This window comes from Micromonospora sp. NPDC005194, from assembly GCF_040608335.1.
In the GTDB taxonomy this organism is placed as follows: domain Bacteria; phylum Actinomycetota; class Actinomycetes; order Mycobacteriales; family Micromonosporaceae; genus Micromonospora.
Window position 1 is genome coordinate 18,413 of record NZ_JBEXIA010000054.1, and the last position, 13,478, is coordinate 31,890.

Sequence of the window (13,478 nt, forward strand, 5' to 3'; positions counted from 1 at the left end):
GCACCTACGGTGCGTCAGTCGTCGCGGTGGTCGTTCCACCACTGCTGGCCGCCCTCGGGCAGGGTGTCGATCGGGTCGTAGTAGGCGTAGCGCTTGTTGAGCGCCTCCAGGTCGGCGGACTCGATGGAGGTGCGGTAGTTCTTGGTCCAGTAGGAGATGCCGCGCTCACGGTCGTAGTCGGTGAGCATGTGCACCCAGCGCTTGCCGACGAAGGGCACGTCGCAGACGATCCGTGGGGTGGCGTAGCCGGGCAGGTAGCCCATGATGTCGTGCTGGAGCTGCTGGGCGTGCCAGACCGGGACGCGCCAGTGTTCGGCGTTGGGGATCATGTCGCACATGTAGAAGTAGTACGGCAGGATCCCGGCTTCGCCCTGCAGGGCGAAGCAGAGGTCGAGCAGTTCCGGGGTGGTGGCGTTGACGCCGCGCATGAGGACGCCCTGGTTGCGGACGTCGCGGACGCCGACGTCGAGGGCGGTCTGGGCGGCCTTGGCGACCAGTGGGGTGAGCGACTGGGCGTGGTTGACGTGGGTGTGGATGGCGAGGTTGACGCCGCGGCGGGCGGCGGTGCGGGCGACGCGCTCCAGGCCCTCGACGACGTCGGGCTGCAGCCAGTGCTGGGGCAGGCCCATGAGGGCCTTGGTGGCGAGCCGGATGTCGCGGACCGTCTCCAGTTCCAGCAGGCGCATGAGGTACGACTCGAGGTTGCGCCACGGGACGTTGGCCACGTCGCCGCCGGAGACGACTACGTCGCGTACGCCGGGGTGGGCCTTGAGGTAGGCGATGTGGGCGTCGTAGCGGTCGACGGGCTTGAGGGTGAGTTTGAGCTTGTCGACGGCGGGGGTGGAGTTGCCGACCAGGTCCATGCGGGTGCAGTGGCCGCAGTACTGGGGGCAGGTGGAGAGCAGCTCGGCGAGGACCTTGGTGGGGTAGCGGTGGGTGAGACCTTCGGCGACCCACATGTCGTGCTCGTGCAGGCTGTCGCGGCTGGCGTAGGGGTGTGAGGGCCAGTCGGTGCGTCGGTCGGAGGCGACCGGGATCATGTAGCGGCGGATGGGGTCGGCGAGCAGCGCCTCGGTGGTCAGCGGCGCGAACGGCACCATCGTGTTGATCATTTGTGGCGGCACCAGCATGGACATGGTGGCCAGGGCCTTCTGGTCGGCCTCGAGGTCGGTGTAGAAGCTGTCGTCGACGAGGTCGCCGAAGACGGCGCGGAGCTGCTTGATGTTCTTGACGCAGTTGACGCGTTGCCACTGGGCGGATTCCCACTGGTCGCGGGTGACGGTGCGCCAGCCGGGGAAGCGGGTCCAGTCGGGTTCGACCAGGGGGCGGCGGTGGTATTCGTACGGCTGCCCGGCGGTCGGTACGGCGACCGGGGCGTGACGGGGTTGCGGGATGGTCTGGGTCACGGCCCCTCCTCGGTGGATCATCGAAGCTCGAAGGCTACTGGAAAATATTCGGTACAGAAACTAGTCTGCCGTAAGTTTTCCCGCTACGCGAGCCTTGACCGGGGCTTCGAGCGGCCGGACAGGGGAGGTCGGCGTGACGTCACCGGTGGGACTGCACCGCGTCGTGGAACCGGCGGGGGTGCTGCCGCAGGCGGCCTGGCGGCTGGACGCGTCCGCGGCGATCGCGCCGAACGAGGTGCGGATCCGGGTGGAGCGGCTGAACCTGGACGCGGCGAGTTTCCGGCAGCTGTCGGAGAAGCACGGCGGCGACGGGGCTGCCGTGCGCGCCGAGGTGCTGGAGATCATTTCCGCACGGGGGAAGATGCAGAACCCGGTGACCGGCTCCGGCGGGATGCTGATCGGCACTGTCGAGGAGGCCGGTCGGCGGTCCCCGCTGGGGCTCAAGGCGGGTGAGCGGGTCGCCACGCTGGTGTCGTTGACGTTGACGCCCCTGGTGATCACCGACGGGTTGGCGCGCTGGGACGGCCGCAGCGAGCAGGTGCCGTGTGACGGGTGGGCGATCCTGTTCGCGCGGTCCATCGCGGCGGTGCTGCCCGACGACGAGGATCCGCAGTTGTCCCTGGCCGTGCTGGACGTGTGCGGGGCGCCCGCGCTGACCGCCCGGGTGGTGTCGCGCTACGGCGAGGAGCGTCGGCGTAGCGGTGATCCGACGCCGGTGCGGGTCGCGGTGATCGGTGGGGCCGGCAAGAGCGGGTCGCTGTCTCTGGCGGCTGCGCGACGTGCGGGCGCCGCGCGTACCGTCGGGGTGGTTCCGGTGGCGGCGGAGCGGGACGCGCTGACGGACGCCGGGCTGGCGTCGGTGGTGGCGTTGGCCGACGCGCGCGACCCGGTGGGGTTGTCCATGGCGGTGACCACCGCGCTGGGCGCTCCGGCGGACGTGACTGTGGTGTGCGTGGACGTGCCGGGCTGTGAGCACGGGGCGGTGCTTTCCACCGCGGACGGCGGCACGGTGATCTTCTTCTCGATGGCGACGAGCTTCTCCGCGGCCGCGTTGGGCGCGGAGGGGTTGGCGGCGGACGTGACGATGTTGGTGGGCAACGGGTACGTGCCGGGGCACGCGGAGTTGGCGTTGGGGCTGTTGCGCGCCGAGCCGGGGGTGCGTCGGCTGTTCGCGGCGCGGATCGCGGCAGACTGAGGTCATGACGAACCCCTCGACGTTGTACCGCGGCGGCGTGCTGCACTGCCCCGCCGACCCGAGCGCGACCGCGCTGTTGGTGTCCGGTGGGCGGATTGCCTGGTTGGGCACCGACGGTGACGCGCCGCCGGCCGACCGGGTGGTGGACCTGGACGGGGCGCTGGTGACGCCGGCGTTCGTGGACGCGCACGTGCACGCCACCGACACCGGGTTGGCGCTGTCCGGGCTGGAGTTGTCCGGGGTGCGCTCGGCGGGGCAGTTGCTCGACGCGGTGGCCGGGTTTGCGGCGGGGTTGCCGGCGGACGCGGTGGTGCTGGGGCACGGCTGGGACGAGTCCGGCTGGTCGGACGCGACGTTGCCGGACGCGGCGGCGTTGGACCGGGCGGCCGGTGGCCGGCGGGTGTACCTGTCGCAGGCGTCGATCCATTCGGCGTTGGTGTCGTCGGCGTTGCTGGCGGCGTGTCCGCAGGCGGCGCAGGCGGCCGGGTACGACGCGTCGGGCTGGTTGCGGCGCGACGCCCACCATGTGGTGCGGGCGGCGGCGCAGGGGTCGGTGACGCGGGCGCAGCGGGTCGCCGCGCAGCGGGTGGCGCTCGCGCACGCGGCGTCGTTGGGCATCGCGGCGGTGCACGAGTGCGGCGGTCCGGAGATCTCCGACGAGGAGGACTTCACCGGCCTGCTGGGCATCTCCGGGGCGGGGGTGCCGGAGGTGTACGGGTACTGGGGTGAGCTGGGTGGCGCGGCGCGGGCCCGGGAGTTGGGCGCGGTGGGCGCCGGGGGTGACCTGTTCGCGGACGGGGCGTTGGGGTCGCGCACGGCGCACGTGTCGCAGCCGTACGGCGACGGTGACGGCTGCGGGCACGGGTATCTCAGCGCCGAGCAGGTGCGTGATCACTTGCTGGACTGTGCGGCGCAGGGCCTGCAGGGCGGGTTTCACGCGATCGGGGACGCGGCGATCGGCACGGTGCTCGACGGGTTCGCGGCGGCGGCGACGACGCTGGGTGTGGAGCGGCTGCGCGCGGCCCGGCACCGCATCGAGCACGCGGAGATCATGAACAAGCGGATGATCGCGCGGTTCGTGGAGTACGGGATCGTGGCGAGCATGCAGCCGGCGTTCGACCGGTTGTGGGGTGGGGCGGGCCGGATGTACGAGGCGCGGTTGGGGTTGGACCGGTCGTTGGAGTCGAACCCGATGGGTGCGATGCACTCGGTGGGGGTGGCGTTGGCGTTCGGGTCGGATTCGCCGGTGACGCCGCTGGACCCGTGGGGGTCGGTGCGGGCGGCGGCGGCGCACCACAACCCGGCGCAGCGGATGAGTGTGCGTTCGGCGTTCGCGGCGCACACCCGCGGTGGGTGGCGGGCGGTGCACCTGGACGTCGAGGGTGTGCTGGCGCTGGGTGCGCCGGCGACGTTCGCGGTGTGGTCGACGCCGGCGGGGGTGGAACGGGGTCTGCCGGTGCTGGTGGCCGAGGACCCGGAGGTGCGGGGTCCGGACGATCCGACGCCGCTGCCGGTGTGCCGGCGGCTGGTGCTGCGTGGTGAGGTCATCTATGAGGAAGGGTCGTCGTGACCGGGAAACTTGACCTTGATCCGGTGTTGGTGGCGCGGGCGCGGGAGTTGGCGCGGCGGGCCGGGCAGCCGGTGGTCGACCTGGCCCGCAGCCACACGACGGTGTCGGTGGAGCGGGCGGTGCTGCGGCTGGCCGGGGTGAGCGGCGCCGACCCGGACGGCATTCCGTGGGTGAACCGGCTCGTGGACGCGGTCGCCGCGGACGTGGGATTGGGGCACGGGGTGGCGGTGCCGGTGTTCGACGCCCTCGCTCGCGAGGGGATCACGGATGTGACGTTGCTGGCGCAGAAGGCCGCCGCCGGGTCGGTGCGGTTCGCGCTGCCCAGCGGTCGGTCGGCGACGGCGGCCCGGTCGGCGGCCCGCAAGGCGGTCGGCGCGGGTATCCGGCGGATCGACCGGCGGCGCGCGGAGCGCGAGCGCCTCGTCAAGCGGCACGGGGACCCGAAGCAGCGGCCGTGGATCTACCTGATCGTGGCGACGGGCGACATCTACGAGGACATTCCGCAGGCGCAGGCGGCTGCACGCGCCGGTGCGGACGTCATCGCGGTGATCCGCTCGACGGGGCAGTCGTTGCTGGACTACGTGCCCGAGGGCGCGACCCGGGAGGGCTTCGCCGGCACGTACGCCACGCAGGAGAATTTCCGGTTGATGCGCGCGGCGCTGGACGAGTCGTCGAAGGAGCTGGGCCGCTACGTGCGGCTGACGAACTACGCGTCGGGGTTGTGCATGCCGGAGATGGCGATCCTGGCCGGGTTGGAACGGCTCGACATGATGCTCAACGACTCGATGTACGGGATCCTGTTCCGCGACATCAACCCGGTCCGTACGTTCGTCGACCAGCGGTTCTCCCGGCAGGTGCACGCCCGCGCCGGGATCATCATCAACACCGGTGAGGACAACTACCTGACCACCGCCGACGCGGTCGACGAGGCGCACACGGTGACGGTGTCGCAGCTGCTCAACGAGTTCTTCGCGCACGAGGCGGGCCTGGCGGACTGGCAGTTGGGCCTGGGGCACGCGTTCGAGATCAACCCGGAGGTGCCGGAGTCGTTCCGGTTGGAGTTGGCGCACGCGTTGCTGGCGCGGGAGTTGTTCCCGGACGCGCCGTTGAAGTGGATGCCGCCGACCAAGCACATGACCGGTGACGTGTTCCGGGGCAACCTGCTCGACGGGTTCTTCAACCTGGCGGGCGCGCTGACCGGTCAGGGCATCCTGCTGGTGGGGATGATGACCGAGGCGGTGGTGACGCCGTGGCTGTCGGACCGCGACATCGCCCTGCAGAACGTGCGCTACGTGCTGGGCGCCGCCGGTGGGTTGCACGAGGACTTCGTGCCGGCGGCGGGCGGCTTCATCCGCCGCCGCGCCAACCAGGTCCTCGGTGAGGCTCTCGATCTGCTGGAGCGCATCGGGGAGCAGACGCTGCTCACCGCGATCGCGGAGGGCACGTTCGGCATCATGAAGCGGCCGGCGGACCGCGGCAAGGGTCTGGACGGGGTCGCCGCGCACGAGGCCGACTACTGCAACCCGGCCACCGACATCCTGGAGGCGGCGGCGTCGTGAGCGAGCGCAGCGAGAGAACCGGCCAGCACAGCAGCCACGCGCTCGCGCCGTCGCGAAGCGACGGCGTGAGTAAGCAGATCGTGCGTCCGTACGGGGACACCACCGGCGACGGGATGGTGCAGGTGTCGTTCACCCTGCCGGTGGCCCACGACAAGCGGGCCGAGGGCGCGGCGGTGCAGCTGGCCAACAAGATGGGCATCGACCCGGCGATGGTGGTGCACGCCAAGCCGATGGGTGACGGATTCACGTTCTTCGTCGTGTACGGGCGGGTCAACCACCTCGTCGACGTCGACGCGGTGCAGGTGGTGGAACGGGACTTCCCGCTGCTGTCGGCCAAGGAGGTCAACACCGTCGTCAAGCAGCGGCTGCGCCGCAAGCTGTCGGTGGTCGGGGCGTGCATCGGCACCGACGCGCACACCGTGGGCATCGACGCGATCCTCAACGTCAAGGGCATCGCGGGCGAGAAGGGCCTGGAGTACTACCGGGAGTTGAAGGTCACCAACATGGGCGCGCAGGTCAGCGTGCCGGAGCTGGTGGAGGCCGCCCGGGTGGAGAAGGCCGACGCGGTGCTCGTGTCGCAGGTCGTCACCCAACGCGACGCGCACCTGCACAACACGCGGGAGATGTCGGCGGCGTTCCGGGAGGCCATGCCGGCGGGTAAGCGGCCCCTGTTGATCGTCGGCGGCCCCCGGTTCGACGAGTCGATGACCGACGAGTTGGGCGTGGACCGGATCTTCGGTCGGGGGACCACGCCCGGCGAGGTGGCCAGCTACCTCGTGCACGCCCTGATCACGCAGCGGAAGGCGATGGCATGACCGACACCAGGCTCGGGTTGACGGTGACGCACCGGCGGTACGTGCCGTACGCGCACGCCCACTACGCCGGCAACCTCGTCGACGGGGCGTACGCCCTCGGGTTGTTCGGCGACGTCGCCACGGAGGTGTGTATCCGCACGGACGGCGACGAGGGCCTGTTCGCCGGGTACTCCGACGTGCGGTTCACCGCGCCGATCCGCGCCGGTGACGTGGTGGAGGTGACCGCCCAGGTGTCCCGGGTGGGCAGTCGCAGCCGCACCCTGGAGTTGAGCTGCACGGTGGTGTGTCGGGGTCGCCCGGACCGCTCGGCGTCCGCCGCCGAGGTTCTGGACCCGCCGATCGTCGCGGTCACGGCGACCGGCACCGTGGTCGTACCCGCCGCATCAGTGAGTCGCGAGGAGTGAGCCGGGGTTGCGAGCCCCGCAGTCGCGAACAGGGAAACTCGTGACCCTGGCGGTCTGCGCGGACGTCGGCTCGACGTACACCAAGGCGGCCGTGGTGGACCTGGCCGCCGGTGTCCTCGTCGGCGCGGCGGCCGCGCCCACCACGGTGGGCAGCGACGTGCTGCACGGCCTGGACGCCGCCGTCGCGGCGGCCACCGCCGGGCTCGGGGCGCGGGACGTGCCGTGGTACGTCTGCTCGTCGGCCGGTGGTGGGTTGCGGCTGGCCGTGCTCGGCTACGAGGCGTTGGTGACCGCGCAGGCGGGCCGGCGGGTCGGGTTGTCGGCCGGCGCGCACGTGGTGCACGTGGCGGCCGGTCGGCTCGGCGCCGCCGACCTGACGGCGTTGCGGGCGGCCCGGCCGGACGTGGTGCTGCTCGTGGGCGGCACCGACGGCGGCGACGCCGACACGATCACCCACAACGCCACCCGCCTGGCCCGAGCCCGCTGGCGGGTGCCGGTCGTCCTGGCCGGCAACAGCGACGTCCGTGCGGAGTTGACCGGGCTGTTGGAGACCGCCGGGGTGCCGGTGACCGGTGCGGACAACGTGCTGCCCCGCATCGGGGTGCTCGCCCCGGCGTCGGCGCGCGCGGCGATCCGCGCGGTGTTTCTGCGCCACGTCATCGGCGGCAAACGACTGTCCAGGGGCACCCGGTTCGCGCGGCTGGTGCGGGCGGCCACGCCCGACGCGGTCCTCACCGGCGTGGAGGTGCTCGCCGACACCATCGGTGGGGACCTCGCCGTCGTCGACGTGGGTGGGGCCACCACCGACGTGTACTCGGTCCTCACGCCCGACGAGCGCGCCACCGGGCCGGGCCGGGAGGTCGCGGGCAGTCTGTGGCGGGCCCGCACCGTCGAGGGCGATCTGGGCATGCGGTGGAGCGCCCCCGGCGTGGTGCGCGCCGCCGCCGAGGAGCGGCTGCTCGCCGCCGACGAGGCCGACGACCTGGCCGCCGCCGCCGACCGGCGGGCCGCCGACCCGGCCTTCCTGGCCGCCGACGACGTCGAGCGGGCCGTGGACGCCCGGATCGCCACCCTGGCGGCGACGGTGGCGCTGCGCCGGCACGCCCGGGGCGCCGCCACCGGCGAGCGGGCCGGGCGGGACCTGCGCGACGTGCGGCTGCTGGTGGGCTCCGGTGGGGTGCTGCGGCACGCGCCCGCCGACGCGTCCGGGCAGGTCCTGGCGGCGGTCCTGGCCGATCACGCGGGCGGGTGGGCGCTGCCGCGCGCCGCCCGCGCGGTCGTCGACGTCGACTACGTGCTGGCCGCCGGTGGGTTGCTCGCCGAGGAGCACCGGACGGCCGCGGGGGCGCTGCTGCGCCACCATCTGAGCACGCAGTGAGACACGCCGACCCGACACGCCGTGGCGCAACACACGACAGGCCGGGGGTGGGTTGACAGGAGGCGGGGTGCAGCACGTACCGTCTTTGAGTCCTACCACGGGAAGCGGCTGTTGTTCGCTTCGTCCCTTCGTCCGCTGGCCGAGCGACATTTTCAGCGTCATCGTCGCGGCGGCCAGGTCCAGCGGGCGGGGGTCGGCGGGGCGGCGCGAACCGGTCGCGGTTACCGGTGTACGGGCAGGGTGAGGTGCACGGCCAGTAGACAACGGCCCGGCGGGGGCAGCCAGTCAACCGCCTGGTCGGTCCGAAGGTCGGCGTGCCCCATCCTCGCCGCACCGGCCGGGGAGGGCCTGGGAGCATCGGGGCGCGGCGCAAGCCGCGCCCCGATTTCATACCCCCGCCCCACTCGCGCGCCGATCTGGCAGGTTCGGTCGTCGACATGAGCGGGAACGCCCCTTGCGTCGACGACCGACAGTGCAAGATCGCGGAGCAGGGGTCGGGCGGGCCCCTCATCGTGGGCCGATGCGGCCGGTGGGGGCGACGGCCGGGTAGCCTTCGCCGGGTGATCGAGGTGAAGCAGCGGTGACGACCCTGGACCGCGACGAGAGCCAGGCCCCCACGGTGATCAGCGCGCCGGTCGCCGTGGCTCGGCCACTGCCGCTGCGCGTCGCCGCGCCGATGGCTGTCGCCGCCGGGCTGGCCCTGCTGCTGGCGTTCCCGCCGTACGGGGTGTGGCCCCTCGCGCCGGTCGGCGTGGCGCTGCTGGCCGCCGCCGCCCACCGACGGCGGTTGCGCGCCGGCGCCGGCGTGGGCTTCCTCACCGGAGTGGCGCTGTTCGCGCCGCTGCTGGCCTGGACGAACCTGCACACCGGCTACCTGCCGTGGGTGCTGCTGTCGCTGCTACAGGCGGGCTACCTGGCGCTGCTCGGGGCCGCCACCGCCTGGGTGTCACCACTGGCCGACCGGAGCCGCTGGGCGTTGCCGGCGCTGACCGGGCTGCTGTGGGTGGGGCAGGAGGCGCTGCGCGACCGTACGCCGTTCGGCGGGTTCCCGTGGGGCCGGCTCGCGTTCACCCAGGACGACTCGCCGCTGCTGCGCCTGGCCGCCCTCGGCGGCGCGCCGCTGGTCACCTTCGCGGTGGCGGTCATCGGCGGGCTGCTGGTCACCGCCGGCTGGCACGCCTGGGCCACCCTGCGCCCCACCAGCCGCACCGACCCCGACACGACCGGTGGCCTCGGCGACACCGACGCGACCAGCCGCCCCCGCGACACCAGCGACATCGAACCGGCCACCCGGCCCAGCGGCGCCGGGTCGGCGCGGCGATGGACGCCGGTGGCCGTGCCGGCCGTCGCCGCGGTCGCGCTGGCCGGGGCGGGTCTGCTGGTGCCGCTGGCCGCCGCCGGGTCGGGCGCGCCCGTCACCGTGGCCATCGTGCAGGGCAACGTGCCGCGCCTCGGGCTGGACTTCAACGCCCAACGCCAGGCGGTGCTCAACAACCACGTCGACGCCACCCTGGAACTGGCCGCGCGGGTCGCGGCCGGCGCGGAGCGGCAACCCGACCTGGTGGTGTGGCCGGAGAACTCCAGCGACATCGACCCGCTGCGCAACCCCGCCGCCGGGGCCCGCATCTCCCAGGCCGCCGACACGATCCGCGCGCCCATCCTGGTCGGCGCGGTGCTGCTCGGCCCCGGCCCGGGGCAGGTCCGCAACGCGGGCATCCTGTGGCGGCCCGACACCGGCGCGGACATGGCGCAGCTCTACACCAAACGCCACCCGGTGCCGTTCGCCGAGTACGTGCCGCTGCGCGACATCGCCCGCATGGTCAGCGACAAGGTCGACCTGATCCGCAGCGACTTCGTGCCCGGCAGCACCCCGGGCGTGGTACGCGCCGGCCCGGCCGTGCTCGGCGACGTCATCTGCTTCGAGGTCGCCTACGACGAGGTGGTCCGCGACACCGTCACCGGCGGCGCGCAGCTGCTGGTGGTGCAGACCAACAACGCCACCTTCGACGAGGCGGAGGCCCGCCAGCAGCTGGCCATGGTGCGGCTGCGGGCGGTGGAGCACGGCCGGCCGGCGTTGATGGCCTCCACGGTCGGGGTGTCCGGGTTCGTCGCCCCCGATGGGCGGGTAAGCGACGCCACCGGGTTCAACACCCGGGAGGTCGTGGTGCGGCAGCTACGGCTCGACAGCGGGCGTACCCTCGCCACCCGCCTCGGCTGGTGGCCGGAGCTGGCCCTCGCTGGGCTGGCCGTGGCCGCCCTGGCCGGAGCGGGCGTGCTGCGCCGACGGCAGCGGGTCGTGCCCGGATAGCAACAGCCGGTACGCCGGCGGGAGCGGAGGAACCGTGATCCAGGCGACCGATACGATCCGGCGTCCGGACGAGGTGCCCGGCCTGGGTCGGGTGCTCGTGGTGATCCCCACCTACAACGAGGCCGACAACGTCGCGGCGATCGTGGGGCGGGTCCGCCGGGCCGCCCCCGCCGTGCAGATCCTCGTCGCCGACGACAACAGTCCCGACGGCACCGGCGCGATCGCCGACGCGCTCGCCGACGGCGACCCGCACGTGCAGGTGCTGCACCGCGAGGGCAAGCAGGGCCTCGGCGCCGCCTACCTGGCCGGGTTCGGGTGGGCGCGCGAGCGCGGCTACCAGGCCGTGGTGGAGATGGACGCCGACGGCTCACACGCCCCCGAGGACCTGCCGGCGCTGCTGGACGCCGCCCGCGACGCCGACGTGGTGATCGGGTCACGGTGGACCAGCGGCGCGCAGGTCGTGAACTGGCCGCTGCGGCGGCTGCTGCTGTCGCGCTGCGGCAACCTGTACGCGCGCCTGGCGCTGGGCATGCCGGTGTCGGACGCCACCGGCGGGTACCGGGTGTACCGGATCAGCGCCCTGGACGCCATCGACCTGGAGTCGGTGTGCTCGCAGGGCTACTCGTTCCAGGTGGAGCTGTCGCGGCTCGCCCACCGGGCCGGGGTGCGGATCGTGGAGGTGCCGATCACGTTCGCCGAGCGGGAACGCGGCGACAGCAAGATGAGCCCGCGCATCGTCGCCGAGGCGCTGTGGCGGATCACCCGCTGGGGTGTGCAGGACCGGCGGCAGGCCGTACGCCGGGGCCTGCACGGCACCCCCACGGGTCAGGTGCGGTGGCCGTGAGCGCGGCCGTGTCATGCTGGATGTGCGGTACGTGTCGGTGTGCCGCGGATTGGCGATGAGGTGAGATGCGCCGAGGACTGAGGTTCGTGCCGATCGCCCTGCTGCTGGCGGTGGTGCTGGAGTTGGCGGTGTTCGTCCTGGTGGGGCGGGCGGTGGGGTTCGGCGCGGCGGTGCTGCTGGTGTTCGCCGCGTCGCTGCTGGGGCTGGTGCTGCTGCGCCGGGAGGGAATGCGCGCCTGGCGCGGGTTCCGCACCGCCGCGCAGGCCGGGCAGCCACCGGGGCGGCAGGTGACCGACGGGCTCGTCGGGTTGGCCGGCGCGCTGCTGCTGGCGGCGCCGGGTCTTCTCAGCGGTCTGGTCGGGTTGTTGCTGATGGTGCCGCCGGTGCGTCGCCTGGCCCGCTCCGGGGTGCAACGCACCGCCGAGCGGCGGGTGTCGTCGATGGTCGCCGGTGACCTGTTCGGGCCGCGTACGGTGCGGGTGCGCCAGGGCGCGCCGCAGCCGACGCCGCGTCCGGAGCCGGAGCAGCCGGTGGTCGTCGACGGCGGCCGGGCCATCGAGGGTGAGATCGTCGAGCCGGGCCGCAACTGAGCGCACACATGACGGCGCCCCCGGGGAATCCCCGGGGGCGCCGTGTCGTGCGGGTGCGGCTCAGGCGCGGCCGCGGCGGGTCCGAACCTCCTGGAGGCGTTCGGCGAGGATGTCCTCGAGCTCAGCGATCGAGCGCCGCTCCAGCAGCATGTCCCAGTGGGTACGCGGCGGCTTGGCCTTCTTCTGCTCCGGCTCGCTGCCGTCGACGAGTCGGGCGACGCTGCCGTCGAACTTGCATTCCCAGGTCGTCGGGACCTCGGCGTCGACGGCGAACGGCACCTCGAACTGGTGGCCCTTGGCACAGAGGTACTCGCGGGTCTGACGCGGCGCGAGCTCCGTGTTGCGGTCGGATTCGTAGCTGACCGCGCCCAGGCGGCTTCCGCGCAGCATACGCTCGCCCATGATCGACTTCCCCTCGTTCGTGGTGCTGGTCTTCTGGGTGTAACGGTGCTTTCCCGTCGCCCCATTCCCGCCCGAGGGCGTGAGGCGTCCACGGGTGAGCCGGACCCAAGGGTAGCCGGCTGAGACGGTGACGCCACGGCGGTGGCGTGTCGCGACTGCCACCGGGGATGTTAACCGCCCGGACAAGGTCAAGGTTGCGCCGGCTGCGCACCCCGATCGGAAGCGCCCGCACCGCCGGGGGCGGCGGCGCCCAGGCGAGCCAGCGCCAACGCCAGGTCGCTGACCTGGTCGCCGAGCTGCGCCACCCGCCGCTGCGCCACGTCACGGTCGGCCTCGGCGGCGTCGAGCCGTACCGTCAGGGCGGTCAGCCGGCCCTCGGCGGTGGCGGCGGCCTGCCGCGCGGCGGTCAGGTCGGCGGTGAGGGCGTCGCGCTGCGCGGCCGTGGCGGTCAACTCCGCGCGCAGCCGGGCGGCCAGCTCGGCGGCCTCCTGCCGGGCGTCGTCGGCTTCGGCGGCGGCGACCTGGGCGCGGTCGCGGGCCCGGTCGGCCTGTTCCCGGGCCCGGGCCGCGTCGGCGGCCTCGGCGCGGGTCCGCGCGGCGTCGGCGCGGGCCTGGTCGATCTGGCGGCGTACGTCCTGCACCTCGGCCTGCCATCGTCCGGCCCGCTCGGTCGCCTCGGCGGCTGCCCGGCTGGCCCGCTCGGCGTCAGCCCGCGCCGCGTCCCGCTCGACGGTCAGGTCGGCCGCGCGCTGCCGCTCGGTGTCGCGCTGCGCCCGCAGGTCACGCACCTCGTTGCGGGCCTGGTCCCGGTCCCGTTCGGCCTGGGCGCGCAGGGCCTCGGCGGCGCTGACGTCGTGCCGCGCCTGATCGCGGGCGGCCTCGGCGTGCTGCGCCCGTTCGTCGGCCGCGGTGGCGCGGCACGACGTCAGCGCCGCCGCGTCGTCGCGGAAGGCCTCGACCCGGACGTACTCGGTCGGGTCGTCCAGGCTGCGGGACCACTCGAACCA

Annotated in this window: 11 protein-coding genes and 1 pseudogene; 9 read left to right on the plus strand and 3 right to left on the minus strand. The window is 73.5% G+C overall.

Annotated features, from left to right (window positions below):
* Window positions 1-14 precede the first annotated feature (14 nt).
* On the minus strand, window positions 15-1,427 hold the full coding sequence (locus ABZU53_RS29675; RefSeq protein ID WP_355068847.1) for a lysine 2,3-aminomutase: 1,413 nt from the start codon (window positions 1,425-1,427) through the stop codon (window positions 15-17).
* A gap of 124 nt (window positions 1,428-1,551) precedes the next feature.
* Here ABZU53_RS29675 and ABZU53_RS29680 point away from each other — a divergent pair, with 124 nt between their 5' ends.
* The 9 genes from ABZU53_RS29680 (at window position 1,552) to ABZU53_RS29720 (ending at window position 12,069) form a co-directional block, all read left to right on the plus strand.
* Window positions 1,552-2,601 carry a zinc-binding alcohol dehydrogenase gene (locus ABZU53_RS29680; RefSeq protein WP_355068862.1) on the plus strand — a complete coding sequence of 350 codons (1,050 nt, stop codon included), beginning with the start codon at window positions 1,552-1,554 and terminating at the stop codon, window positions 2,599-2,601.
* Window positions 2,602-2,605: 4 nt separating this feature from the next.
* Window positions 2,606-4,171, plus strand: a complete 1,566-nt coding sequence (locus tag ABZU53_RS29685; RefSeq protein ID WP_355068849.1) for an amidohydrolase — start codon at window positions 2,606-2,608, stop codon at window positions 4,169-4,171.
* A complete protein-coding gene (locus tag ABZU53_RS29690) occupies window positions 4,168-5,730 on the plus strand; it encodes a lysine 5,6-aminomutase subunit alpha (RefSeq protein WP_355068851.1) in 1,563 nt (520 codons plus the stop codon). Before ABZU53_RS29685 ends, ABZU53_RS29690 begins: the two co-directional genes overlap by 4 nt.
* Window positions 5,731-5,795: 65 nt before the next feature.
* On the plus strand, window positions 5,796-6,545 hold the full coding sequence (locus ABZU53_RS29695) for an OAM dimerization domain-containing protein (RefSeq protein ID WP_355068852.1): 750 nt from the start codon (window positions 5,796-5,798) through the stop codon (window positions 6,543-6,545).
* The gene (locus tag ABZU53_RS29700; RefSeq protein WP_355068854.1) at window positions 6,542-6,949 is read left to right on the plus strand and encodes a hotdog domain-containing protein; all 408 of its coding nucleotides are present in this window, start codon (window positions 6,542-6,544) and stop codon (window positions 6,947-6,949) included. Before ABZU53_RS29695 ends, ABZU53_RS29700 begins: the two co-directional genes overlap by 4 nt.
* 40 nt (window positions 6,950-6,989) lie before the next feature.
* The gene (locus tag ABZU53_RS29705) at window positions 6,990-8,327 is read left to right on the plus strand and encodes a glutamate mutase L (protein ID WP_355068856.1); all 1,338 of its coding nucleotides are present in this window, start codon (window positions 6,990-6,992) and stop codon (window positions 8,325-8,327) included.
* A gap of 676 nt (window positions 8,328-9,003) precedes the next feature.
* A complete protein-coding gene (gene lnt, locus ABZU53_RS29710) occupies window positions 9,004-10,635 on the plus strand; it encodes an apolipoprotein N-acyltransferase (RefSeq protein ID WP_355068864.1) in 1,632 nt (543 codons plus the stop codon).
* Window positions 10,636-10,669: 34 nt separating this feature from the next.
* Window positions 10,670-11,479 carry a polyprenol monophosphomannose synthase gene (locus tag ABZU53_RS29715; RefSeq protein WP_355068858.1) on the plus strand — a complete coding sequence of 270 codons (810 nt, stop codon included), beginning with the start codon at window positions 10,670-10,672 and terminating at the stop codon, window positions 11,477-11,479.
* A 65-nt stretch (window positions 11,480-11,544) separates the two neighbouring features.
* Window positions 11,545-12,069, plus strand: coding sequence for an FxsA family protein (locus ABZU53_RS29720; RefSeq protein ID WP_354863318.1), 525 nt, complete (start codon window positions 11,545-11,547; stop codon window positions 12,067-12,069).
* A gap of 60 nt (window positions 12,070-12,129) precedes the next feature.
* Here ABZU53_RS29720 and ABZU53_RS29725 read toward each other — a convergent pair whose 3' ends face one another.
* Together ABZU53_RS29725 and ABZU53_RS29730 are read right to left on the minus strand one after the other, a co-directional pair.
* Entirely contained in the window at window positions 12,130-12,471 is a 342-nt protein-coding gene (locus tag ABZU53_RS29725; protein WP_046564157.1) for an RNA polymerase-binding protein RbpA, read from the minus strand.
* 188 nt (window positions 12,472-12,659) lie between these two features.
* A pseudogene (locus ABZU53_RS29730) lies at window positions 12,660-13,478 on the minus strand (hypothetical protein); the annotation flags it as partial.

Coding starts and splice junctions, on each gene's coding strand:
- ABZU53_RS29675 (WP_355068847.1), bottom strand. CDS start 1,427: ATGATCCACCGAGGAGGGGCCGTGACCCAGACCATCCCGCAACCCCGT.
- ABZU53_RS29685 (WP_355068849.1), top strand. CDS start 2,606: ATGACGAACCCCTCGACGTTGTACCGCGGCGGCGTGCTGCACTGCCCC.
- ABZU53_RS29700 (WP_355068854.1), top strand. CDS start 6,542: ATGACCGACACCAGGCTCGGGTTGACGGTGACGCACCGGCGGTACGTG.
- lnt (WP_355068864.1), top strand. CDS start 9,004: ATGGCTGTCGCCGCCGGGCTGGCCCTGCTGCTGGCGTTCCCGCCGTAC.
- ABZU53_RS29720 (WP_354863318.1), top strand. CDS start 11,545: ATGCGCCGAGGACTGAGGTTCGTGCCGATCGCCCTGCTGCTGGCGGTG.
- ABZU53_RS29725 (WP_046564157.1), bottom strand. CDS start 12,471: ATGGGCGAGCGTATGCTGCGCGGAAGCCGCCTGGGCGCGGTCAGCTAC.